The 23,866-nt window shown below is 37.9% G+C and carries 22 protein-coding genes, 2 pseudogenes and 1 other annotated feature; of the genes and pseudogenes, 6 read left to right on the top strand and 18 right to left on the bottom strand.

Going from position 1 to position 23,866, the window contains the following annotated elements; translation table 11 throughout:
• Positions 1 to 215 precede the first annotated feature (215 nt).
• From ACP8HG_RS06405 to ACP8HG_RS06440, 8 genes and pseudogenes are all read right to left on the bottom strand, one after another.
• Positions 216 to 1,400 carry an acetyl-CoA C-acetyltransferase gene (locus ACP8HG_RS06405; RefSeq protein WP_438298374.1) on the bottom strand — a complete coding sequence of 395 codons (1,185 nt, stop codon included), beginning with the start codon at positions 1,398 to 1,400 and terminating at the stop codon, positions 216 to 218.
• Positions 1,397 to 2,362, bottom strand: coding sequence for a 3-hydroxyacyl-CoA dehydrogenase family protein (locus ACP8HG_RS06410; RefSeq protein ID WP_399632400.1), 966 nt, complete (start codon positions 2,360 to 2,362; stop codon positions 1,397 to 1,399). The genes ACP8HG_RS06405 and ACP8HG_RS06410 overlap by 4 nt, the downstream gene beginning before the upstream one ends.
• Before the next feature lie 52 nt (positions 2,363 to 2,414).
• On the bottom strand, positions 2,415 to 3,068 hold the full coding sequence (locus tag ACP8HG_RS06415) for a 3-oxoacid CoA-transferase subunit B (protein WP_438298375.1): 654 nt from the start codon (positions 3,066 to 3,068) through the stop codon (positions 2,415 to 2,417).
• The gene (locus ACP8HG_RS06420; protein WP_342538247.1) at positions 3,055 to 3,741 is read right to left on the bottom strand and encodes a CoA transferase subunit A; all 687 of its coding nucleotides are present in this window, start codon (positions 3,739 to 3,741) and stop codon (positions 3,055 to 3,057) included. Before ACP8HG_RS06420 ends, ACP8HG_RS06415 begins: the two co-directional genes overlap by 14 nt.
• Before the next feature lie 997 nt (positions 3,742 to 4,738).
• Complete coding sequence (locus ACP8HG_RS06425; RefSeq protein WP_438298376.1) at positions 4,739 to 5,371, bottom strand: type 1 glutamine amidotransferase family protein; 633 nt, start codon at positions 5,369 to 5,371, stop codon at positions 4,739 to 4,741.
• Between the two features lie 72 nt (positions 5,372 to 5,443).
• A complete protein-coding gene (locus ACP8HG_RS06430) occupies positions 5,444 to 6,409 on the bottom strand; it encodes a helix-turn-helix transcriptional regulator (RefSeq protein WP_187044879.1) in 966 nt (321 codons plus the stop codon).
• 99 nt (positions 6,410 to 6,508) lie between these two features.
• A pseudogene (locus tag ACP8HG_RS06435) lies at positions 6,509 to 6,872 on the bottom strand (DUF6262 family protein).
• Between the two features lie 146 nt (positions 6,873 to 7,018).
• Complete coding sequence (locus tag ACP8HG_RS06440) at positions 7,019 to 7,687, bottom strand: DNA alkylation repair protein (protein WP_438298377.1); 669 nt, start codon at positions 7,685 to 7,687, stop codon at positions 7,019 to 7,021.
• Positions 7,688 to 7,963: 276 nt separating this feature from the next.
• Between ACP8HG_RS06440 and ACP8HG_RS06445 the strand changes: the two genes are divergently transcribed.
• Together ACP8HG_RS06445 and ACP8HG_RS06450 are read left to right on the top strand one after the other, a co-directional pair.
• Positions 7,964 to 8,164, top strand: a complete 201-nt coding sequence (locus ACP8HG_RS06445) for a hypothetical protein (protein WP_354313108.1) — start codon at positions 7,964 to 7,966, stop codon at positions 8,162 to 8,164.
• Between the two features lie 12 nt (positions 8,165 to 8,176).
• Complete coding sequence (locus ACP8HG_RS06450) at positions 8,177 to 8,404, top strand: tyrosine-type recombinase/integrase (protein WP_438298378.1); 228 nt, start codon at positions 8,177 to 8,179, stop codon at positions 8,402 to 8,404.
• A 136-nt stretch (positions 8,405 to 8,540) separates the two neighbouring features.
• On the opposite strand, the gene ACP8HG_RS06455 is transcribed toward ACP8HG_RS06450, so the two are convergent.
• The 5 genes from ACP8HG_RS06455 to ACP8HG_RS06475 all read right to left on the bottom strand — a co-directional run bounded on the left by ACP8HG_RS06455 (position 8,541) and on the right by ACP8HG_RS06475 (position 12,762).
• Positions 8,541 to 8,786, bottom strand: coding sequence for a hypothetical protein (locus ACP8HG_RS06455; protein ID WP_067209436.1), 246 nt, complete (start codon positions 8,784 to 8,786; stop codon positions 8,541 to 8,543).
• A gap of 841 nt (positions 8,787 to 9,627) precedes the next feature.
• A complete protein-coding gene (locus tag ACP8HG_RS06460; protein WP_067209437.1) occupies positions 9,628 to 10,038 on the bottom strand; it encodes a MarR family winged helix-turn-helix transcriptional regulator in 411 nt (136 codons plus the stop codon).
• A 145-nt stretch (positions 10,039 to 10,183) separates the two neighbouring features.
• On the bottom strand, positions 10,184 to 10,567 hold the full coding sequence (locus ACP8HG_RS06465; protein WP_067209440.1) for a sporulation protein: 384 nt from the start codon (positions 10,565 to 10,567) through the stop codon (positions 10,184 to 10,186).
• Between the two features lie 3 nt (positions 10,568 to 10,570).
• The gene (locus ACP8HG_RS06470; RefSeq protein ID WP_187044880.1) at positions 10,571 to 11,776 is read right to left on the bottom strand and encodes an AI-2E family transporter; all 1,206 of its coding nucleotides are present in this window, start codon (positions 11,774 to 11,776) and stop codon (positions 10,571 to 10,573) included.
• Between the two features lie 26 nt (positions 11,777 to 11,802).
• On the bottom strand, positions 11,803 to 12,762 hold the full coding sequence (locus ACP8HG_RS06475) for an LCP family protein (protein ID WP_067209453.1): 960 nt from the start codon (positions 12,760 to 12,762) through the stop codon (positions 11,803 to 11,805).
• A gap of 256 nt (positions 12,763 to 13,018) precedes the next feature.
• Here ACP8HG_RS06475 and ACP8HG_RS06480 point away from each other — a divergent pair, with 256 nt between their 5' ends.
• A complete protein-coding gene (locus ACP8HG_RS06480) occupies positions 13,019 to 13,117 on the top strand; it encodes a YjcZ family sporulation protein (RefSeq protein ID WP_082786576.1) in 99 nt (32 codons plus the stop codon).
• A gap of 165 nt (positions 13,118 to 13,282) precedes the next feature.
• Positions 13,283 to 13,813 carry a peptide-methionine (S)-S-oxide reductase MsrA gene (gene msrA / locus ACP8HG_RS06485; RefSeq protein WP_187044881.1) on the top strand — a complete coding sequence of 177 codons (531 nt, stop codon included), beginning with the start codon at positions 13,283 to 13,285 and terminating at the stop codon, positions 13,811 to 13,813.
• A 217-nt stretch (positions 13,814 to 14,030) separates the two neighbouring features.
• On the opposite strand, the gene ACP8HG_RS06490 is transcribed toward msrA, so the two are convergent.
• Positions 14,031 to 14,549, bottom strand: coding sequence for an NUDIX hydrolase (locus ACP8HG_RS06490; RefSeq protein ID WP_255428430.1), 519 nt, complete (start codon positions 14,547 to 14,549; stop codon positions 14,031 to 14,033).
• Positions 14,550 to 14,635: 86 nt separating this feature from the next.
• On the opposite strand from ACP8HG_RS06490, the pseudogene ACP8HG_RS06495 reads away from it, so the two are divergent.
• Positions 14,636 to 15,648 (top strand): annotated as a pseudogene (locus ACP8HG_RS06495) (IS30 family transposase).
• 90 nt (positions 15,649 to 15,738) lie between these two features.
• The gene (locus ACP8HG_RS06500) at positions 15,739 to 16,512 is read left to right on the top strand and encodes an alpha/beta fold hydrolase (protein ID WP_187044882.1); all 774 of its coding nucleotides are present in this window, start codon (positions 15,739 to 15,741) and stop codon (positions 16,510 to 16,512) included.
• 473 nt (positions 16,513 to 16,985) lie between these two features.
• Here ACP8HG_RS06500 and ACP8HG_RS06505 read toward each other — a convergent pair whose 3' ends face one another.
• The 4 genes from ACP8HG_RS06505 to glnA all read right to left on the bottom strand — a co-directional run bounded on the left by ACP8HG_RS06505 (position 16,986) and on the right by glnA (position 23,864).
• Positions 16,986 to 17,132, bottom strand: coding sequence for a hypothetical protein (locus ACP8HG_RS06505; protein ID WP_156476029.1), 147 nt, complete (start codon positions 17,130 to 17,132; stop codon positions 16,986 to 16,988).
• Between the two features lie 377 nt (positions 17,133 to 17,509).
• A complete protein-coding gene (thrS, locus tag ACP8HG_RS06510; RefSeq protein ID WP_342538252.1) occupies positions 17,510 to 19,429 on the bottom strand; it encodes a threonine--tRNA ligase in 1,920 nt (639 codons plus the stop codon).
• A gap of 49 nt (positions 19,430 to 19,478) precedes the next feature.
• Positions 19,479 to 19,703: a binding site (T-box leader), on the bottom strand.
• A gap of 921 nt (positions 19,704 to 20,624) precedes the next feature.
• Positions 20,625 to 22,475 carry an asparagine synthase (glutamine-hydrolyzing) gene (asnB, locus tag ACP8HG_RS06515; protein ID WP_354313117.1) on the bottom strand — a complete coding sequence of 617 codons (1,851 nt, stop codon included), beginning with the start codon at positions 22,473 to 22,475 and terminating at the stop codon, positions 20,625 to 20,627.
• 63 nt (positions 22,476 to 22,538) lie between these two features.
• Positions 22,539 to 23,864 carry a type I glutamate--ammonia ligase gene (glnA, locus tag ACP8HG_RS06520; RefSeq protein WP_342538254.1) on the bottom strand — a complete coding sequence of 442 codons (1,326 nt, stop codon included), beginning with the start codon at positions 23,862 to 23,864 and terminating at the stop codon, positions 22,539 to 22,541.
• Positions 23,865 to 23,866: the final 2 nt, after the last annotated feature.

The following is a 23,866-nucleotide window of genomic DNA, read 5'->3' on the forward strand; positions in this document are numbered from 1 at the left end:
ACCCTTACATAATAATCAGCCTCCTTACTATTTACTGAGAGTTGATCACTAGCGTCGCATAAAAAACAACATCTGCGATTGATGAGTTAATGCCTTTCCACACGCCTAATCTAACGAAAACGCTTTCATCATTAGCAACCAAATACATTTTCTTCATACATATTGCCATCGATTGCAATTAGCACTTATGTTTTTATTTGATAGAATTGAATTATTTAAGCCTCAGTATTTTCAATAATAATGGCAATACCTTGTCCACCACCGATACAAAGTGAAGCTAGACCATACTTAGCTCCTCTTTTCTTTAACTCTAAAGCTAATGAATATGTAATACGGGTCCCGCTTGAGCCGACCGGATGGCCTAGAGCAATAGCACCTCCATTAACATTAACTTTACTCGCATCAAGTCCTAATTCTTTAATTACCACTAAAGACTGAGCTGCAAAAGCTTCATTTAGCTCAAATAAATCAATATCTTCAAGTGTTAAACCTGCTTTTTCTAAAGCTTTTTTGCTAGCTGGTACAGGACCAATTCCCATAATACTAGGATCTACCCCTGCAACGCCCCACGAGACAATTTTCGCAAGCGGTTTTATATTATGTTCGTATATATATTCCTCAGATGCCAATAATACAGCAGCCGCCCCATCGTTAATTCCACTAGCATTACCTGGCGTGACAGTTCCCTCCTTCTTAAAAGCAGGCATCAACTTGGCTAAACCTTCTACAGATGTGCCTTCACGAATATGCTCATCCCTATCAAAGATGATTTCCTCACCTTTTCTACCTTTTAATCTAACCGGGACGATTTCTTCTGCAAAACGACCACTATTTCTTGCAGCAATTGCCTTGTTTTGTGAATCTACGGAAAATTGATCCTGTTCTTCACGCGAAATCGAATATTTTGTTGCTAGGTTCTCAGCCGTCATTCCCATTCCACATCCAACATGATTATCTGTTAACGTCTCCCATAACATGTCCTCAACAATTGGCGCCTTGTTTGGTGATCCAAAACGTGTACTTCTTAATACATGTGGGGATAAGCTCATATTTTCTGTCCCACCCGCTACGATTACATTTGCATCCCCTAAAGCAATGGACTGTGCCCCAGATACAATCGACTGTAAACCTGATCCGCAAAGTCGATTTAATGTTAATGCCGAAGATTTCTCTTCTAAACCACTTTTTAAGCCAATATGTCGAGCCAAATACGCTGAATTTTTATTCGTTTGAATGATGTTACCAAATATAATTTCATCAATATCCGTAACTGGAATACTACTTCGCTTAATCGCCTGTGTTGTTGCGATCACTCCTAAATCGACTTCGCTAATATCCTTTAAAGATCCTCCAAAGGTACCAAATGCAGTTCTTGCACCATCAATAATATAAGTATTCATTTATTAGCTTCCTCCTTTTGCTTTTTTAAACTTGGATAGGTACTTAGTAAATGTTTAATTAAGTCCGTATCACGTTCAATAACATAACCATCAAGGCCCTTGCCTGGATAGTTGTAAAATCCTTGTCCAGACTTCACACCAAATGCACCTGCCTCAATTCGATCATCAATAATTTTGTAACTTCGGTCACTCGATTCAATTTTGGACTGTAATTCGCGAATGGTTATGTTCCAAATATCTAGCCCACCAAAATCCATAATTTTCATTAAACCACTAGAAGAAAATCTAAAACCAGGACCGGCGAAAATAGCTGTATCGAGATCTTTTTCACTGACCACGCCATCTTCAACTAAGGAAAGTGCCTCTCTTGCAAGTGCTATCTGAATCCGATTAGCAACAAGGCCAGCTACTTCTTTTTTAACTTCAATCGTTACTTTATTATTCACTTCTAAAAAATCTTTTACTTCATTAAATACCTTATCATCTGTCTCTTCAGTTCTTAAAAGTTCTACAAGAGGAACGATATGGGCTGGATTGAAAAAGTGTGTCAACATTACTCTATCTTTGTGCTTCTCAACATTCACAGTAATTTCTGAAAGTCGTAAACTCGACGTGTTAGAAGCTAGAATTGTTTGTTCCCCGCAAATAACATCTAATTCTTGAAAGATCCTTTGTTTCAATGCTAAATTTTCTGAAATACTTTCGATGATGAAATCACGGTCTGCCAAATCATTTAATTTTGTTGTAAATGTTATATTGGACATAACTTCTTCAACACTTATAGGAATGTTATATCCCTCTTCACGAAATATTTTTAAGTAAATACCGAATTTCCCCTTCGCAATATCAAGCGCTTCTTCAGATAGATCACATAACATCGTCTTCGTTCCATTAAGTGCAAATTGAAAAGCAATCCCAAAACCCATCGTACCAGCGCCAAGAATTCCAACTTGTTTAATCAAAACGTTTCACCCTTTCCTACTGAATAGAACTTAATCTCAATAACCAAGCTTTCTATCGTTCTAGTACCTTGTCCTTCAAATACGTTAATTCGAAGCCCACTTTCTCACTTAATGCTTCAATAGTGATATCTTCAAGTATTTCAACCACTTTAACACCATTTTCAGTAAATTTAAAAACAGCATATTCAGAAACTAATAAGTCTACCCACCTTATACCACTTGTGTTATATGTTAGATTTTTGACGAGCTTAGATTCTCCATGTTTGTTAAATAATGTTGCCGCGACAATGACTTTCTTAGCTCCTATTAATAAATCCATCGCCCCACCAACACCTAGAATTGGTTGATTCGGAACCGCCCAATTAGCAATTTCTCCGTTTATATCAACCTGCAACACTCCTAGTATTGCAACATCTACATGACCACCGCGAATGAGTCCAAAAGAGTCAGCACTACTAAAAAATGAAGAACCTTTTAAAATACTCACTGGCTCCTTACCTGCACTAATTAGATCTATGTCAATCTTCTCCTCTATGGGTGAAGGCCCCATGCCTAGCAGCCCGTTCTCCGACTGTAAGTAAATCTTCCTACCTCCTAAATACTCGGTAACTAAAGTAGGTATGCCAATTCCTAAATTTACAATTTGTCCTTCTTCTAACTCTTCTGAAATGCGTTTGGCGATTAAATACCTTTTATTTTGAACCAACGTATGTGCCACCTTTCTTTACATATTTACTTTCAATAATGTAATCTACATAAGCGTGTGGTGTCACAATATATTCTGGGTCTAATTCTCCAACATCGACAATCTCATCCACCTCGGCGATGACAATTTTACCAGCCGTCGCAATCATAGGATTAAAGTTTCTCGCAGTCGTGTGGTAAATTAAGTTACCTAGTTTATCTGCTTTCTTAGCTCTAACTAGTGAAACATCTCCCTTAATGGCCTTTTCAAAAATATAACGTTCTCCATCAATTTCACGCTCTTCCTTACCTTTAGCCAGCTCTGTTCCTACAGCTGTTTTTGTATAGAATCCGCCAATGCCCGCACCGCCAGCTCTAAGCGCCTCAGCAAGTGTTCCTTGGGGTATTAATTCAATTTCTAATTCACCATTTTGCCAAGCAATTACTGCTTCTTTGTTCGTTGTAAAAAATGACCCAATCGCTTTCTTAATTTTCCCTTGCATGAATAATTTGTGTAAGCCTTGACCGTCATCTCCCAAATTGTTACTTACAATTGTCAAATTCTTGATGTCAGTTTCCAATAACTCATCTAAAATTGTTAATGGGGTTCCCGACAAACCGAATCCGCCAACTAATAACTTATCGCCACTTTTAACTAAATCCCTTAATTCCTCTTTTTCAATTACCTTTTTCATTTTTCATCCCCCTTGAGAAAGTGTTTTCTTGTGATTGATGATTAGTTGCTAAAGATTCAGTTGCAATAAATAAAGTCTGTCAGTAAACAGATGCATTCTAATTACTAGACTAGAGTCTAGTTGGACTGTGGTCTAATTGTACTTTAACCGGGAAGATTCTGTCAATGCGGATTTTGATTTTTTAAAAAAATTAATCAATTTAAAGGTGTGTAATTTTAATAAATCAAAGAGAAACAGAGTTTTAAGGATTTATTAAAGAGACGAATGATAGGGCGAATAACTTTTGACATAAGCATACTTCCCTCAGATTGAAGCAGGGGGCAGTCGTACAAGATATCCAAGAGCGATTAGGTCATTCAGACATCAATATATTAATACAACAATTCACATTTACGCTAATATGACCAAAAAACATCGAAGAAAAGACCTTTTGTGAGTTCAGTGAACTTACAAAAGATCTTCTCTAAATAGCAGTTTAATATCGTATTAAAATTTGAAGAAGACATTACTCTAATTCTCACCTTACAAATCCTTACATATCAAGGGTTCAAGATTCTTCTTACATCATGCCGCCCGTAAGGTGAAAGTGTGTAATATCTTTAACGATGTGTTCTAAAAGTACGGTATATCAAAGTTTTAGCTAATCAGAGGTGTAACATCTTTAACGAGAATTAAGCGTTTTTCATTTGATTGCGTGAGCAAAATGTTAGCATCTATTCACACTCTCTTCCTTTGCGGAGTGTTCATAATATCAAGAGTAAAGTGAAAAAATATTTTGACAGCAACCTCTTTGCTTTGACTACATGACTTCAAAGTCGGCATAATTAAATTACTTATTTTATGAAAAACAGGTAAAAAGAATGAAAGATCAAGTTGCATTTATACTGCTTCTTAAGGTCTTTATTTTAAGTTATATACAAAAACCATGCTTTAGACATCGTCTAAAGCATGGTAATTATTTAAACTAATATTAAACTGCTAAGTTGATTTTTTTAGCTCATCTACTTATTGAGTCTATTAACTGGAAAAAATATTCGGGTTTATGAGTCTTATTTAGGTTATACCATGAATGCAATGTATCTGGTGCAAATACATCTAATTTCTTCATTACTTCCATCGCAAATTCCAGAGGAGCTACCCCTGATGCAGTAACCAAATTCTCGCCAGATACTACAGGTTCCATCTCATAAAATTTTTCTCCTTTATAATTAGGACAGACCATTTTAATATACTCTAAGTCATTACTTGTATGCTTTCTAGAATCTAGGTATCCAACATTCGCTAGTCCCTCAGTTGCACCACAAATTGCAGCAACAATAGTGCCTAGCTTTAAAGCCTCGCCAATTTTTTTCAAAATAGGTTGATGAATATCTTCTCCCCAAGTATTCCCTCCAGGTAAAATTATAAGATCCGTACTCTCAAGAGTACACTCATCAAGGGAAATATCTGGTTTTATGCTCAGTCCTCCCATTGTAGTAATAATTTCTTTATTACCTCCTACTGTAATTACTTTTAATGGTGCTAAATCTTTTTTGAAATATCTTCCTGAGTTTAGTTCAGCAATTAAATATCCATATTCCCAGTCCGACATTGTATTAAATACATAAAGAAAAACTTTTTTTGTTTGCATCCAATAACACTCCAATCACATTTAATATAGCCAAATATAACATGACTTCCCTGACACCTAGCGTCAGGGAAGTTAACAAATTTGATGAAATTTTATTAATTCCGACAAAACTTCAACCAGCCTTTTCTTAAGACTGATTGGCTCAATAACTCGAATAGATTTACCGTACGGTAAAAGCAAATAAGGTACATATGTATGTATCATATCTTTCTCAAGGAGAAATACTGCTTGATTTGAAGTCCACTCTTGTAAATAATGTCCTAAAAACCAATGTTGGCAAATATCACCCAATGCCCTTTTATCTCCATTAATAACCAAAGAAATAATCCCTTCCTTATCTTCTATAGTTGGAACAAGGTTTTTCATAAAGAAGTCACGTGCTGAAAAATTTTCTGGTCGGTTAAACTTATTTTCGGTTAACATTAGACTTTCCATTCGATCTACTCTAAAACTACGGATATCATTCCTAAGATGACAAAATCCAATCACATACCACTTATTATTCCAATAAATAATCCTGTACGGATCCACCAATCTATACTTTGATTGCCCTTCGCCACTTTTATAGTATAGAATTTTTACAGAGTATCCGTCAGCTACGGCCTGCTCCAATTCCTTCAAAAAAGGTTCCATAGCGAGGGAACTTAATCGACTTATTACTTCAAGACTAGTTAAATGTTGATTTATCTTTGTTTCCTGCTCTTGATTCGAATATTTTCTTAGCTTTGAAATAGCCCTATTTAGTGCTTCACCTCCATAATATCCCGCTTCTTCTGCAAAAATAGCAGCGTGAAATAGCGAGGTTTGCTCCTCAAAATCAAAAAAAAGTGGAGCTTCAATAAAATTGTTCAATAAAGTGTACCCACCGTTATGTCCTGCGTCTGAAATTATAGGTACACCACTTATTGAAAGTGTATCAATATAACGATATACAGTTCTTATATTCATCTCTAGCTTTTCTGAAATTTGTTTTGCAGTAATTTTTTCACCTGAACTAAGCATCCATAGAATTACTAGTACATTGTCAATTTTAGCCACAGAATCCACCTCTATATGGAAATAGTTTTATTTTAAAATCACACTAAAAACACTACCTATTCATTGAATTTCTATTTAAAAGTAAGAAAACCGAAAAAGCTAAAACAACTTACCATGTAATTTTTGAACTTGATCTTTTAATTGTTTGTTCTCTTCTTCTAGTGCCTTTATACGTTTTTTTAAGGTCTTTATTAATACTTCCTCTGAACGGACACTTTTACTAGTTTTTCGAGGGTTTAACTCACTCATTTGCATCCCTTAATGTCTCCACTCTAGTTCTAATATCTTTTTGTTTGTAAAGCCATGACTTTGAAACATTTGCTTTTTGTGCAACGGAATTAAAATTAATCTTCTCTTTTTTCAATGTCATCTCTGAAATTGTATTTTCAACCTTAATTCTTGTCTTCTCCGACTTTTCTTTGGATAGTTGAATTATTGCAGTTGTGTTACTCTTTCTAGTCATCTCAATTCGTCTCCTTTAACGAATGAATAGATGCCAAAACGCGTTGTTTTCTTTATTTTCCGGTCCAAGCCTATTACAATTTTCATATTGAGGCTTTGAATTCCTTTATTTTTTGCATCAAACCCTAATGAATTTTTCAGAGGTAACTAATTATTAAGTCGTTTGTTAACTTCAATCCTAATGAACTCTGGCAAATAGCTGGGAGTACATCCTTTTGCTACTATTTCTTCTTTGTAAATACCCGTTTTCTCACCAAGTTTAATACAACGTGCGCGATTCTTTTCATCATAAACGCCTATCCAGCCTGCGGTGAAATTCATAGCCCATTGAACTTCCGGTTCTTCCTGCGTAATATTAGCTTCTAATGCAGATAGCAAGTCTGCGGTGTTATCAGGCGGTGTTTGTCCAGTCCATCTCAATCGCCCTTGATAATACCAGAAAGCTCGCCTTTGAAGAGCAGAAGGACTATTTCCCCATGACTCCATCAATGCAATTTTCTTCTTGTCTTTGGTGAGCTGATTAGCCATTAACCAATCCATTAAGTTATTTCGCTCATCAAAAGTGTGAGTTTGCATATCCTTATCAAGCTTATTTAGCACATCTTGTGAAAGAAGTTTTTTGTCCATAATTAAGATTGCTAATAGTCTGGGCAAGAACTCTTCGGTTGACCAAAGTTCCACAGCTAGTTCGTGATCTTTTTTAATGTCCTTCGCGATTTTTCGTAAGTCGCCTAGCTTAGTTTTACTATTGATCTGAGGGAGAATGTTTTCTGCTTTTGATGAGCGTTTTATTTCTGTACCTTTATTTTCATTCATTTTATACAACTCCTTTATTAAAGCATTGTTTCTTAATATGTCCTTGACAGGATATATCAAGAACTTAATTTCGTTATAAGTCTCATTGCAGTGGTGTGCCTCCAAAGTTTACCTTTTTTAATATTGTAGCATATATCGTATTAAAGCTTTCTCCACCTATAATAGAAAAGCAACCTTCTTTAATATAAGTAATAACATTTAATTCATTTTAATTGGAAACGAAATCAGTTTCAGTTGGTGACACCAAAAACGAAAAAATCTAGACGGAAAATTGTTGTGGATGAAGATGTGATCAAAGCTTTGAGCCTTCACAAAGAAACTCAAGCAAAAACCATTCAGCAGTTAGGTGATGCTTACAATAATCAAGACCTCATCTTTGCTAAAACAGAGAGACATCCAAGATATCCTATCGTCATTAAAATGGTACAACTCAGGATAGCTAGACTTATTGCAATCACAAAATTAAACAAAGACTAGACACCTCACTCATTGAGACATACACACACTTCACTTTTAGCAGAAGCAAGTGTCGCACTCGAACAAATCATGGGTAGACTTGCCCATTCAGATGATCAAATCACCAAGAATGTCTATCTCCACGTAACACAAGAAAAGAAAAAAGAATGTTCCCAAAAGTTTACACAACTCATGAGAAGCCTCGATAATAATCCTCTATGTAAGAAAAAAACTCTTTTAACCTATATTGCCCCGCTGTAAGTAGCTTTCTGATTTCTACATTCATTACCTTGGAAATCATCCAAAACAATTCCGTTCTCTATTGTTTATTCCAGCAAAGCAAGGGCGTACGTTCTCATCAGATTTTAACAAAGCTACACCTAAAAAAGAGTAACGATTACTCGTCACTCTTCTCTACAGTGTTTTTAGCACTTGAATACAATCCTGAGGCTGATAACCCTAACATTGCACCAACTAATATACCCTGTTTTAAATCAAAGTCAGCCACATAAATCACACCTACAGCAATACCGATTACTAAAGCGATAAACGGCAACACTTTTTTACTCACGCCAGCCCTTTTAAACAACTCCACAATCCCCAATATCAGAGGAATTAAGACTACATCGTAAACTTCAAACATTTAATCACCTCTTTCCCTTCTACTATTTTATGAACTACTCGTCCTTTCGGTAACGGCCTATTTCCTGTATTTCCATTGAATGTTTTGCCACAACAAAGCTACCATTACTACAATGTGGACTCCTACAGTCACTGTGCCGTTCAACATACAATATCGTCTTACCCCCTTATCGAACTTGTAATAAGCCGAATTAGCGGATTCTAAAGCTTCAGTCATGTCATTTTTAGCCATTGTGCTAAAAAAAGTCTTAATGCCCGTTAGATGATCATTTTAACGTCTCTGTCAGCCATTCCATCACTCCTTATTTTGGGTAATTAAAAAGAACGCCTGATTAGACGTTCTTGATTTGTCCCTTACTATTCTTTTTGAAGTCCCTCTTTTTTTACTACTGATAAATTAATCGCGAATTCTTTCTTCACAAACTTATTACGAAATTCAGCAAGCGAGATTTAAAGCAAAAGCTATAAAAACCTTATAATAGTGTTTGGTGACAGCTATTCAAACCGTCACTTAAACACATTTCGTTAATAAAAAGACCATGAATGAACGGCTAGAAATGTATGAACCCTTTCCTTTATCAATCTTATTAAAAAGGTCTGTCCATAAATTATTCTTAATACGTAAACACCAAGTAGTTAGTAACTCGTATACATATAAAGAATAGTTGCACTCTACAAATAATTAGCAAAACCAACCTACCCTCATGAAAAAAGCGAAGTTATTCACTTGCATTTTGCAAATTATTTACCTCATCAATTTACATGCCGCAATTTATCGACAATTTAATCACTTGCAATATGCAAATTTCACACATAGTAATCACCTCATCCCTGATTACTACTTAGTTCCCTCGCAGCTTTACCTCCAATACATGCATAGAGCGAAGGACTGTTTCACGTTCAAAGTCATTCATAGAAGCCAAGGCATTCTCCATTTTGGAAGCAATGATTCCATTGATGGCCACCACCATGTCACTGCCCTTTCCAGTTAACGACAATAAATATATTCTCCGGTCTCCTTCATAAGGAGTTCGGACGACCAGCTCTTTCTTCTCCAACGTACCAATCTGTCTGGAAAACGTCGTGATGTCCATACCGACAGCTTCAGCCACCATTTGCATGGACGGTTTATTCATTAATGAAATCTCATAAAGTATTGAACTTTGAACGATTGAAATCACATTGCAACTCGACTTATGAATGCCACGCATGCTTTTAGATAACGAGTGAAAAATAGGAATAATTTTTTCCATTAATGAATTCCCCCCACCAACTCTTTCTACAATTATACAGCAAGAAAAGTATAAGTAACTGTATTGATAGAAAATTCAATCCCTTGCATATGAGTGGCTTTGGCGAAATGCAAAAACGCGTCCATATAGTTGGACGCGTTGGATATCATGTATATGTAATTTCGCCTTCATCTTGGATATCAATTCCATTTTTGAGATGAACCGTGGTCTTTAAAATAAGCGTTTGGATTCGAGTTTCCGATTCGCTCTCCCATCGCTCGTCAGGTACCATTTCAAACGAAATCATCCATGTTTCTTTTGATTTGATGTCACTCATTATTTCAATAGATTGTTTTGCAATAATCACTTCATCAATTTCCGACCGTTTCAACAACTCAATCACAATAAAATCGACGAGTTCATCACTGGCATCCCCATCGATATAAACCGTGCCGGAAAGTGTTTCACCAAAAGCGACATTCGGTCCATCGACGTTTGTATTAACGGTCATTTCTCCATATTCAATCGTTGATAAAAACTGCCTTACCATGTTCTATTCCCCCAATCTTCGACCATCCGGATCTTCATAATATAAGCCTTCAGCAGCTACATGTTTATTATACCGTATTTTGAACAATTTAAATAAATGTGTTACCCCAACTTTAATGAGTGCATATCCCGGGATTCCGAGAACGACACCGGGCACACCGAACAACGATCCTGCAGTGAGTAAAACAAAAATGATAGTGACCGGATGTGTATGCAATGATTTCCCCATAATTTGCGGTGAAATAAACTTCCCTTCGATGAGTTGAACAATTGTCCAAACGATTGCTAACTTGATAAGCATGAAGGGCGATGCCACAGCGATAATGACTGCAGGAGTAATTGCGATAAGCGGTCCTAGGTACGGGACGACACTTGTAAACATTGCAATGACACCGAGCAGTAACGCGTATTTCATTCCGATGATAAGAAATCCAATTGAAACCATGACACCAATGCAAATCGCGACAAGAATTTGCCCCTGGATATAAGAACTAATTTGGTGATCCGCATCGCGAAGAATGGTTTTAGCGTCATTACGCATGTGCGGAGGCAGCATCTGAACAAAGTAACGTGGCAGCTTCTCCCCATCTTTCAATAAATAGAAGAGAATAAAGGGCACCGTAATAATTGCAAGAACAAAACCAGTTAAAGCAGAAATGAAAGAACTAAGACCACTTGCAATTCCACCGACCGCATCCGTGAAATACTTTCCGATATCCCCTTGCCCAGATTCAAGGATATTTTTTACATTAATATCCAAACTTTCATAATAAGAAGCGAAAATCGATGTTCTTAAAAACTCATCGATTTTCAGCACCATCTGGCTGAAATATGTAGGGAAGTCTTCGACAAGGTTATTAAACTGTATTTTCAAGAATGGAAATACCATAAAGACCAGCAAGGTGATAAGACCCATGGCTCCGATGAATAGAATTAATATACCCCAGATTCGTGGTATTTTGATTTTTTCTAATAAACGTAAGATGGGCCTTAGTAAGTAATAAGCAATTGTTGCAAGAATGACTGGCAATACTACCGTCGAGAAAAAGACAGTAATCGGATAAAAAATGAAAGAAATCCGATTAAAAATAAGTATGATTAAGCCAATCAATAATAGTGAAATGAGAACAAACAACGTGCTACGCCCACCTAAAAAACGAATTATATTCGAAATCGGTTTATTTCTATTCTCATCAGCTTCCATGGGCATCCTCTACTCTCGTCAAGTTTGTGCTATTAATCCAACTTCATATTAAGGAATTTTGAGATCGCCTCTTTATTTTTCACTTTATCCACTTCAATAACAGATCCAGCGTGTGGATACGAATTAAATGAATAGGATCCCTCTATTGGAACAGTCATCGTTTCAACTTCTGCACCTTTTTTCATTATAAGGGAGATTGCACGTGAAATTTCGTCTTTTGACGTTAAGTCCGTATTGATGAAACCTGATAATGCTCCTGCAAGCTTCGGCACATTTGCAATCATTCCTGGTCGCATCGCTTCGTCCTTCATCGCAGAGATTACTTCTTGTTGTCGTGCAACTCGACCAAAATCACCTTCTTCATCTGCACGAAAACGCGCATAGCCAAGTAATTCCTTGCCGTTCAACTGTTTTTTTCCTGGCATAAGTGTAACGCCAATCTTTTCTGACATTTCTTTTTTAACATCAATCTCTACTCCGCCTGGAAACGCAATATCAACAATCGATTCAAAGTTAGCAAAATCAACAATTGCATAGTGATGAATAGGGACACCAAACATCCCTGTTATCGTGTCTTTCGTAGTCTGCAGTTTGCCGAGATAATAGGCGGTATTTAACTTATACGACTTGTATGCTGGAATCTCCGCATAAATATCACGCATAAATGAAATCACCCGTATCTTCCCAGCACCCTTATCCCAAGATAGCACCATCATCGTATCTGTCCGCGATTTCCCACTGCCATCATCGTCCACACCGAGCAGTAAGTAATTTTCAACGGATGTATACTTCGGATCTGTAGCATCCCCTTTAAACGGACCCGGGTCAATCCCATTGTTTTTTGCCAACGATTTCCCCGCATTGTATTCAGTATATGAATACAACCCAGCTCCGATAAAACAGAGTGTGACTATTAAAAAGATGACCCTGCCGATGCGAAGTTTTTTCTTTCTTCTTCTTTTCGGTACTGGCCCTTCATAATGTTCTTCCATTATTGATTCCTCCAAAAAGTGATATCTCCATTAGGACGAACAGGAAGTCTCTTGGTTGCGTCTAATTATTTCAATTATAACACGATGGGCCCTTGAGGTTAACCTTAACTATTTTTTGCGCGGATCTAGGTCTGTTAATGTAGTTATATCCATTAATATTTATTCTATAATGGTCGATTTACAACAGTTCCCCACTCCCCCCATTACATCCCTGCATATGTTACATAGATGTTGGTGAAGAAAGGTGGTGTAAGATATGGGACGTGAACATGGTGGTGGAGAAGGTAGCTCGTTTGCTTTGCTTGTTGTGCTTTTTATACTATTGATAATCATTGGCGCAAGCTTCATCTATTAATATAAAAAACAATCCAATCTCAACCGCTCATTAGCATCTCTCAACTGTAAGAGCGCTTAGTAGGCGCTCTTTTTGCTGTTGTACTAAACAGAGGCAAACAACTATTTTCTACTATTCTAATTATGATACAATTTACTTATAAGCAATGAAAGGGTGTTGGTAACGATGACTAAAGAAATAGTTGAAAAAGCCACATTTGCTGGTGGTTGTTTTTGGTGTATGGTGAAACCATTTAAAGAGTGGGACGGTATCCACGACGTCGTATCCGGTTATATGGGAGGACATGTTGTGAATCCTACATATGAAGATGTCAAAAAGGGCGACTCTGGTCATTTAGAGGTCGTCGAAATCACATATGATCCATCCGTTTTTTCCTATGATAAATTACTGGATGTATTTTGGCAGCAAATCGACCCGACCGATGCAGATGGACAATTCCAAGACCGCGGACATTCGTATTCAACAGCTATCTTCTATTATACAGATGAGCAGCGTCAAATTGCCGAAACGTCTAAAGATAAACTTGGTGCAAGCGGTACATTCTCTAAACCGATTGTGACACCAATCCGTCCCACTGAAACATTTTACCGTGCAGAAGACTATCACCAGGATTATCACGCAAAAGAACAAGAGCATTACGAAGAAGACCGCGCACTTTCTGGTCGGGATGAATTTATCGCAGGGCACTGGTCGTAACAGTAAGAACTGGAGTGCCCGACAATGTATTTCGTTAAACTACTAGCAATTTCTATGATATTCTTTATTTTTGGGATTAAAGCAGGACTTCCAAGCTAAGTCCCATCATATATGTAAAAAACTGAATAATGAGCGCTTATCAAAGTACTCATTATTTAGTTTTTCCTGTTCTAAAAGAATAATCAATTTTACTAGAATTAAGATTGATAAACTTCTATTATTTAACTACAAAATGTTGGATATACGGCGTCATATCTTTTAAAACGGCACGTAAACATTCAGGGTATAATGCGACTTCATTCAGTTCTTTGATTGGTGTCCATTTAAATATTAATCGCTCGCCTTCAATGCCATGAAAAGGGGCTTCGTTATATGAAGATGGATTCCCCTTTGATGTTATCGCATAATAAAAGCCAATTTCATGAAAATCTCTCCCGCCATGTTCAAAGAAATTCTCGATGACCAAAGCCATTCGGTCCACATGCACGTCAATTCCCAATTCTTCACGAAATTCCCTTTTAAGGCTGCTTTGCGAATCCTCCGCAATTTCAACTCTTCCCCCAGGAAGCGACCATTGCGACTCATTTACATCCCGATGTAATAAAACATGCCCATTTTCAATCCAAATTCCAGCTACTCGATAATTAAATACAGCTTTTTCAGTTTTAAATACAACATCCATGAATTTCATTCCCTTCAAGTCAAGCTTTCTTATTTTGACTAGTTGTATAATCAAATGCAACAACCTTAAAACATGAAAAGCCACAGACAAACCGTGTATGATCAGGTCGACTAAAACACAATCAATACGGAGGTTTATCTATGGCACAAACACATTCTACCACATTTAAACGCACCTATAAACGAGGCATGATTGCAGCGCTTCACGGCGAAGGGAAAATCCATGCAGGACATCTCAAACTCGATCGACTATGACCGTAGTATAATCTGGCGTGAATTAAAGCGTGGTACCGTAACACAGTTGAAAACCGGCCGCACCATGTACGAAGCCCACTTCCCAGAGACAGCCCAGGTCAAATACCAAGAAAATCAGAAAGCTTGCGGTGCCAAACCCAAGCTTGATGAAACCATTGAATTTATCAAGTTTGCAGAGGCTAAGATATTGAATGATGAGTGGTCACCCGACGACGTCTGCGGATTTGCGTAGCGCAACAATCTCTTTGATAAGGCACGCGTTTGTACAAAAACATTTTACAACTATATTGAGCTCAGACTCATCACTGTCAAAAATATTGATTTACCTATGAAGGTTCGCCTAAACACAAAAACAAAAAGAAGCCGGGTAAACAAGCGTGTTCTTGGTCGTAGTATCGAAGAGCGCCCGACTGAAGTCGAGGATCGTGAAGTATTCGGCGATTGGGAAATCGATACTGCCATCGGAAAGAAGAGCCAGGACGAGGCACCTTTCACAATTACTGAACGTAAAACCCGTAAGGAGATCACCTTAAGGATTCTTGCCAAGAGTAGCTAAGCGGTAAGTGCTGCTTTCTGTGAACTACGAGACTAACTTCGCAAAGCTGTTTAAAACAATTATCGCTGATAACGGATCCGAATTCTCCGAACTTAATACTTCCGTCTTCCGTGAAGGTACAGAGGTCTTCTTTGCCCATCCCTATACATCTTGCGAACGTGGAACGGATGAGGACCATAATGGATTAATCCATCGTTTTATCCCGAAGTGGAAAACAATCACTTCAGTTTCTGAAGATACAATTCGCTATGCAGAAAACTAGTGTAATCGCCTGCCTAGAAAGATTCTTGGGTATCAAACGCCTGAAGAATGCTTCTTAGAAGAACTCTCCAATATAGCTTGAGTAACGGTTCGTCTGTACTTTCATGATTTATTGCATTTAAGGTAGAAAAATTAATAGTGTTTAGCTTATAATTTAAATGGGTGATTAAAAGTGACTATTCAACGTAAAAAGTTAATTGATACCTGCGATAACCGCAGGCTGTACAGTAAATATTCACAAAAAAGTACACCGAGCGTAATTTTCATAGCTGGATTAGGCGATAGTTGTGAGACTTGGAACGAGGTCCAAGGCCGAATATCTCAGGAAACATCTACCTTTTCTTACGACAGGGCGGGTGTTGGCAGGAGCCGTGTGACATCCGCCCCGCGGACTTGCCTTGATCTGGTAGAGGAGCTTTCCGAATTGTTGCTAGAGCTTGAGGTCCAACCGCCCTATGTATTGGTGGGGCATTCTTTTGGCGGTTTGGTCGCCAGATTGTATGCAAGCCTTTATCCGCAGGTCATTTCCGGTATAATTTTGGTTGATGCTGCGCCCGAATATAAAGAGCTTGCGTATGAAAAGGTTTTGCCTGAAAAGTTGGTTGCAGGAAATAGGGAATATTTCGAGAATCCTATGTTAAATAGTGAGAAGATCGATAAGGTACAGAGTTATAAACAAATCGTTGATTATTTCCGAATAAGTGACATTCCTCTCTCAATTATCACAAGAGGCTTACCGGATAAGAGTGACGGGGAATGGCCTGATAAGGAAATACTGGAAATTGAGCAAAGGCTGCAAGTAGATTTCCAGTGGCTGTCAACGTCAAGCAAACACCGGATTGCTTGTCGGAGCGGACATTATATTCATCACGATGAACCGGAAATTGTGATCGAGGAGATTATTATAATGCTGAAGGGGATGGGAAAGCAAACGATGCAAGGATGAAATTTATGTTGGACCTTCAAATAATTAATAGTGAGCATTACCGGCCTTGTGAAGGTGAGTTGCTGCAGGATTTCGTAACTCTGATGTGGAAGAAACAATCCGTTACGCCGAGGACTGGCGCAACCGTCTACCTAGAAAGATTCTAGACTACCGCACGCCATAAGAGTGCTTGTTAGAAGAACTCGCTAACATCGCCTGAGTCATGGTTAATGGGGACTTTTATGTTTTGTTGCATTTAATATTACATTTTACGTAAAAATAATAGCAATAGTATCGGAAAGTAAAGATAAGTATTAAGTAAACGTATGCGTCAAACTATGCCCAACTAAAAAATGCCTACTCAGAACTGAAATAACTAATCCAGGTAAGCATTTTTTATTATTCGATGTCGGTTTGAAATAATTCGTAATGGACGATATCATCTCGATTCAATATTTTTTTGACTTTTGGTTTTTCTATAGGAAAACCAAGACCTAGAATTGCAACAATTTTAGGTCTGACGGGATGTTTAAAGCTTCCCTCACATCTGTTTCACGAACCCTCGACTCTTCTGCATCCTCTGAATGATAGACAGCATCAAACCCAACGCCGAGCTGTAGATCCGTTGCAGCTAACCACATAAATGCTGTCGCGATGGATGCATCTTGCAGCCACTATTTACTGATACCAGGTCGCCCAGTCACAATAATCGCCACTTGCGCAGTAGACAGCCATTTCATGAAGGGTGTCGTTTTTCAAAACAGCCACTTTTTCCACGTTTTTCAATGACGATAAATTCACGGGAAGGAAAATTATTCCCTCAAGGTGCATAAAGCTGAATCTATGATTTGATCCAGTAGGTCCCCAGAATTTCTTTCTCCTGAAAACTAGTGATTTCACGTCTTAAACGTATAACTTCTACTATTGACAATTCCCCCCTGTACTTATAGGAAAGATATACTTTTAACTAATTATACCGTCAATTCCAACTACTCACAATTTCGAAGATTTGAGATTCTTAAAGGACACGCTGCTCTATCTGTTGTTTAATCAACAAAGCAAAGCCTTCAATAGATAAACACTCCGTTTTCTGACTACCAAATTCCCGAACATTCACCGTTCCATCACTAACCTCTTTGTCACCAAGAATAAGTGTATAAGAAACCTTCTGAAGTTGGGCTTCTCTTACCTTGTAACCTAACTTTTCGTTCCGCTGATCAATTTCAACACGTATGCCTTCATTTCTTAAAACGGACTGTACACACAATGCGTAATCCAAATGTACACTTGAAACAGGAACAATTTGTACTTGCCTAGGAGCGAGCCATGTTGGAAAAGCACCTGCAAAATGTTCAATCAGTATGCCGAAAAAACGATCGATTGAGCCAAAAATTGCACGGTGAATGACCACCGGCCGAACTTTTTCGTTGTTTTCATCAATATACGTGAGGTCAAACTTTTCAGGCATTTGGAAATCGAGTTGAATTGTGCCGCATTGGTGGCTGCGTCCAAGTGCATCTTTAATATGGAAGTCAATTTTTGGTCCGTAAAATGCACCATCCCCCTCATTTAATTGATAAGTAACCGCTAGATCCTCTAATACATTCTTTAGAGCCTCTTCTGAATCATTCCAAATCTCATCACTTCCTAGTGATTGTTCTGGCCTAGTTGAAAGTTCAATCGAATATTCAAAACCAAAAGTTCGATAAACTTCATCAATAAGATGAATAACTTGCTTTATTTCGCTTTTAATTTGATTATGTCTCACAAAAATATGCGCATCGTCTTGGCAAAATGTTCGAACCCTTAATAGTCCGTTAAGAGCACCACTAAATTCATGGCGATGGACTTGACCGAATTCAGCCATACGTATTGGTAAATCACGGTATGAATGAAGACTATTTTTGAAAATTAGCATATGGCCAGGACAGTTCATCGGCTTCATCGCAAATTTTGCGTTTTCCACTTCTGAAAAATACATATTCTCATGGTAATGATCCCAGTGCCCCGATTGCTCCCACAGACGTTGATTCATCATGAAAGGCGTGCGGACTTCTGCGTACCCCGCCTTCGTCTGAAGTGCACGTGAAAAGTTCTCTAGCTCAGTGCGTATTATCTGCCCATTCGGTAAATAGAACGGCATGCCTGGTGCTTCCTCAGAGAACATGAATAATTCAAGTTGCTTTCCAAGTTTTCGATGATCCCTTTTTTCTGCTTCCTCCAAAAAATACAAATGCTGTTCTAAGTCTTTCTTTTTCAAAAAGGAAATTCCATAGATACGTTGCATCACTTGATTATCACTATCTCCCCGCCAATAAGCACCTGACACCTGCGTTAACTTGAATGCTTTTATCCATCCAGTTGACGGTAAATGTGGTCCGCGGCAAAGGTCTATAAATTCTCCTTGTTTATAAAGGGAAATTTTCTCGTCCGCTGGTATGTCTTTTAATAGTTCTAACTTAAACAATTCGCCACGCTTCTCAAATAGTTCTTCTGCCTCTCCATACGTGACTTCTATACGTTCAATTTTCAAATCTTCTTCGATAATAGCTTGCATCTTTTTTTCAATCATTACTAAATCATTCGAAGTGACGCTTGTATCCGATAGAAGGTCATAGTAAAAACCGTGTTCAATTATGGGTCCAATCCCTAACTTCGAATCGTCATAAAGTCTTTTAACCGCCTGCCCTAGCACATGTGCAGTTGTGTGCCTTAGAACTTCGAGTCCTTCTATCGATTCCTTTGTGAAAAGTGTAATCGCAGCATCCTCCATAATGCATTGTGATAAATCATATAATTGTTCATTCACTTTTCCCGCTACAACATTCTTTCTCAAACTTAAGCTAATGGACTGTGCAATATCCGCTAATGTAATACCTAGAGGAAAATTCTTTCGGCTACTGTCTGGAAATCGAATCTCAATTTGCTTGTCATTCATCTTAAAACACCCCATCCAATTTTTTGTATAAAAAAATACCCGTCCCAAATAAAGGGACGAGTATGATTTACCCGTGATTCCACCCAAATTTCTAACACCATCCAACAATGGTGTTAACTCATGGCGCTGTAACGTAGCATTAACGGAATTAGTTACTTCATTTCACTAATACAGCTCAAAAGTGGTAAATTATCTTCTGCGTTAGGAAGTTCTCAGCAATACTTCCCTCTCTGGAAACCATCAAAATAATTCATGTCTTTGTCATCGCTTTTATCGTTATTCAGTTATATTTCTATACAAATAAACACACCCATCCCTAGTAAAGGGACGAGTGTGTTTGCTCGTGATTCCACCCAAATTTCTAACACCATCCAACAATGGCGTTTGCTCATGGTGCTGTAACGTAGCATAGACGGCTTCATGCAGCTCAAAAGTGGTAAATTGTTTTTCTAAGTTAGGAAGATTTCAGCAATACTTCCCTCTCTGGAAACCATCAAAACAATTCATGTCTTTATCATCGCTGTTACAAGTATAGTTAAAATTCATTGAAATCGAATTAGTTAATATCCTACAACAAAGAAAATGGATTATCAAGCTTTTTTTGGTTGTATCCAATACAGTTTATGTATGATTAGTTAAAAAGGATACTCATAGTTAGGTTCATACTGGCCCGTATCCTCAAATCATTTCATACCTAAAAAAGTAAAGCCGACCTTTTCCAATACCTTTAGTGACCTTTGACTATCAGGACTTCCAGATGCTGTGTACACGTGCACTTCTACATGATTTCCGGCAATTTCTAAGTAAGACTACGCTGTTTCTCTTGCGAAACCTTTGCCACTATATTTTTCATTATAATGATAAGTTAATTCTATATTACTTAATAAATTCATACAATTAAATTCAGCAGTATTTATAATTTCATTAGCTACGTCAAAGGAGTAATTAATTATGAATATATCCTGAAATCCATGTTCATTTTGTGGTTATATTCTCAGGGGTTTCCTCTCTTTCTTAAGGTAAGCGAAAAAACCTTTTGAACGAAATAATATGGGAATAATAACCCCAAGGATTATGCTAATTCCCGTGGGGTTACTTTATTCACACGTCAAGCAAGCTATATAAATGAGCGGAGTCACTGACATAAAACGTTTGCTGCTTGCGGCCACTTAATAACAATAAAGAACGAAGGAGATTAGTTATCAATGATGTTTATGTTGTAGTTTACTAACCACATGTTAATTTGGGATAGGTGGGCGATGAGTTGGGGGCCTGTCATAAGCTGACCGAACCAAGGAACTTTGAATGAGGATCCGTCTGAATCGATGATGTCCTTGACTCTTTGTTTTGAGACAAGTTCTAGTAGGGGAGATGTTTTATTATCTAGGATGTTGTTTAACTTAGTCTTTACGAGTTTCATATATGTTTGATGATGTGTTTTAGGGTACGGACTCTTTTTCCGGTATAGAATTTCATTAGGAAGTACTCCTTCTAAAGCCTTTCGTAATATTCCTTTCTCTTGGCCGTTCAGCATTTTCATTTCCCACGGTATGTTCCAGGCATATTCAACAATTCGGTGATCGGCGAATGGAACCCGTACTTCTAAACTTGCTCCCATACTCATGCGATCTTTTCGCTCCAGAAGCGTTGACATAAACCAAATCATATTTAAATAAGACATTTCCCGGTGCCGTGCTTCTATTTGGGTTTCTCCCCCTAGAAGAGGCACTTCACTAATCGTTTCGTTATAGCGATCCCTCACATACCCTTCCAAATCGAGTTTCTTTTGCCAATGTGGAAGCAACAGCTGCTGTCTTTCCGTTTGTGACCGCATCCACGGAAACTCCTTTCCGTGCAGCAGTTCTTCTTTATAGAACCATGGATATCCTCCGAAGATCTCATCCGCACACTCACCAGACAATGCAACTGTATAATCTTGTTTCATCTGTTCGCAAAACCATAACAATGATGAGTCTACGTCTGCCATACCAGGTAAATCTCTCATCATCACTGCTTCTTCCAACAGATTTGCCAGCTGATCATTATTTATAATAGCCGAGTGATGAATAGACCCCAAATATTGTTGCATTTTCTCTATCCATGGTGCATCTTGATCAGGCTGAAAGGAACTCGCTTTGAAATATTGATTGTTGTGCTCGTAGTCAATGGAGTACGTATGAAGGGTACCGCGTCCCTCTTTTTTAAAATATTCTGAAGCAAATGAACTAATAGCACTCGAATCAATTCCTCCAGATAAGAATGTACAAACAGGTACATCAGCAACTAACTGGCGCTCAACGGCATCCTTTACAAGAATTTTTACTTGTTCAGCCGTCTCATCTAACGTATGATGATGCTTTTTGCTTTCTACATTCCAATACCGCCAAGTTTTCAGTCCATTTCGATTGTAAATTAATGCATGAGCTGGGCGAAGTTCATTAATGCCCCGAAAGACACCATGACCAGGAGTCCGGGATGGACCTAATCCAAATATTTCCTGAAACCCCTCTCTGTCCACTTCACTTTTCACTTTTGGATGTGCAAGTATTGCTTTAATCTCTGAACCAAATATGAGCGATTCGTTTTCTTCACGATAAAATAGAGGTTTGACACCAAGTCGGTCTCTTGCCATAAAAAGCTGCTCTCGGTGTTGATCCCAAACAGCAAATGCAAAAATTCCATTTAGATGCATAACGCAATTTTCTCCCCACTCGATATATGCCGTCAGTAACACTTCCGTATCGGAATATGACTGAAAAGAGTACCCTCTTTGTAGTAATTCCTTTCTAATTTCTTCTGTATTATAAAGCTCTCCGTTATATACGATAGTAAAAGTATGGTTGTTTTTTTCTATTGACATCGGCTGTATACCTCCGGCAGGATCGACAACTATAAGCCGGGTATGACCAAGTAACAGATGGCGCGAACTCCATACATTAGAAGCATCCGGACCACGCTTCGCCAATGAATTCGCCATCTTTTCCACAATGAATACTTGCTGTGTCAAATCTTGATGCCAATCAATCCATCCTGTTATTCCACACACTCGCAATCACTCCTTCTCATTAGAAATTTACATATTAGCTTTTTTTCACTATCCACCGCTTCATTAATATTGCGACAGATATTGATCGCGTTCCCATGGGTGTACTTGTGTCCTATACATATCCCATTCAATTTCTTTTGCTTCAATAAACCGTTCCAACAAATGGCTGCCTATAGCTTGAGTAATCACTTTGTCTGCTTTTAATTTTTTTAGTGCCTCAGCTAAAGTAGCCGGCAAATCAATGATTCCGGTTTTTTCCCGTTCTTCTTTTGACATCAAATAGATATTTTTGTTAATTGTTTCAGGAGGTGTTAATTTATTTTTAATGCCATCTAATCCCGCAGCTAACAAGACTGCCATGGCTAAATATGGATTTGCAGCAGGGTCAACACTACGAACCTCTACACGTGTACTCATTCCACGTGATGCGGGGATTCGAATAAGTGCACTTCTATTTCTTGCTGACCAAGCCACATAGCATGGCGCCTCATACCCGGGAACTAACCTTTTGTAGGAGTTTACAGTAGGGTTTGTAATAGCAGTAAAACTCTGAGCATGTTTCAGAATTCCTGCCACAAAATTTCTTGCAGTATCACTTATTTCTAGCGACCCGTTTGGATCATAAAATGCATTTTCGCCATTTTTGAATAAGCTCAAGTTACAATGCATGCCAGATCCATTTATGCCGAATAATGGTTTAGGCATAAATGTCGCGTGTAGCCCATGTTTGCGAGCAATTGTTTTAACGATAAGCTTAAAGGTTTGAATATCATCACAGGCTCTTATGGCACTTTGATATTTAAAGTCAATTTCATGCTGGCCCGGTGCTACTTCATGATGGGAAGCTTCAATCTCAAATCCCATTTCTTCCAGTTCAAATACGATATCGCGACGGCAAGTTTCCCCTAAGTCAGTTGGTGCAAGATCAAAATAACCGCCATGATCATTCAATTCCAATGATGGTTCACCCTTGTCATTGAGTTTAAATAAGAAAAATTCAGGTTCAGGTCCAACATTGAAATCAGAAAACCCAAGTACTTTCATTTCATTTAAAATCCTTTTGAGATTATTGCGAGGGTCACCTTCAAATGGTGTTCCATCTGGATGATAAATATCACAGATGAGACGCGCGATCTTTCCTTTTTCTGTTGTAAAAGGAAATATAATAAACGTATCTAAATCTGGGTATAAATACATATCAGATTCTTCAATACGTACAAATCCTTCAATTGATGAGCCATCAAACATCATTTTGTTATCGAGTGCTTTCGGCAACTGACTAATCGGAATTTCAACATTTTTAATTTTTCCGAATAAGTCTGTAAATTGTAGTCGAACATACCTTACATTTTGCATCTTAGCCAAATCTAAAATAGATTCTCTGTTCATAC

It is taken from the genome of Sporosarcina sp. FA15, assembly GCF_051550195.1.
In the GTDB taxonomy this organism is placed as follows: Bacteria; Bacillota; Bacilli; order Bacillales_A; family Planococcaceae; genus Sporosarcina; species Sporosarcina psychrophila.

Excerpts from the sequence above, each read along its gene's own strand:
- ACP8HG_RS06405 (WP_438298374.1), bottom strand. The coding sequence starts at position 1,400 with ATGAATACTTATATTATTGATGGTGCAAGAACTGCATTTGGTACCTTT.
- ACP8HG_RS06420 (WP_342538247.1), bottom strand. The coding sequence starts at position 3,741 with ATGAAAAAGGTAATTGAAAAAGAGGAATTAAGGGATTTAGTTAAAAGT.
- ACP8HG_RS06425 (WP_438298376.1), bottom strand. The coding sequence starts at position 5,371 with ATGCAAACAAAAAAAGTTTTTCTTTATGTATTTAATACAATGTCGGAC.
- ACP8HG_RS06440 (WP_438298377.1), bottom strand. The coding sequence starts at position 7,687 with ATGAATGAAAATAAAGGTACAGAAATAAAACGCTCATCAAAAGCAGAA.
- ACP8HG_RS06455 (WP_067209436.1), bottom strand. The coding sequence starts at position 8,786 with ATGTTTGAAGTTTACGATGTAGTCTTAATTCCTCTGATATTGGGGATT.
- ACP8HG_RS06460 (WP_067209437.1), bottom strand. The coding sequence starts at position 10,038 with ATGGAAAAAATTATTCCTATTTTTCACTCGTTATCTAAAAGCATGCGT.
- ACP8HG_RS06465 (WP_067209440.1), bottom strand. The coding sequence starts at position 10,567 with ATGGTAAGGCAGTTTTTATCAACGATTGAATATGGAGAAATGACCGTT.
- ACP8HG_RS06470 (WP_187044880.1), bottom strand. The coding sequence starts at position 11,776 with ATGCCCATGGAAGCTGATGAGAATAGAAATAAACCGATTTCGAATATA.
- ACP8HG_RS06475 (WP_067209453.1), bottom strand. The coding sequence starts at position 12,762 with ATGGAAGAACATTATGAAGGGCCAGTACCGAAAAGAAGAAGAAAGAAA.
- ACP8HG_RS06480 (WP_082786576.1), top strand. The coding sequence starts at position 13,019 with ATGGGACGTGAACATGGTGGTGGAGAAGGTAGCTCGTTTGCTTTGCTT.
- msrA (WP_187044881.1), top strand. The coding sequence starts at position 13,283 with ATGACTAAAGAAATAGTTGAAAAAGCCACATTTGCTGGTGGTTGTTTT.
- ACP8HG_RS06505 (WP_156476029.1), bottom strand. The coding sequence starts at position 17,132 with ATGTGGTTAGCTGCAACGGATCTACAGCTCGGCGTTGGGTTTGATGCT.
- thrS (WP_342538252.1), bottom strand. The coding sequence starts at position 19,429 with ATGAATGACAAGCAAATTGAGATTCGATTTCCAGACAGTAGCCGAAAG.
- glnA (WP_342538254.1), bottom strand. The coding sequence starts at position 23,864 with ATGAACAGAGAATCTATTTTAGATTTGGCTAAGATGCAAAATGTAAGG.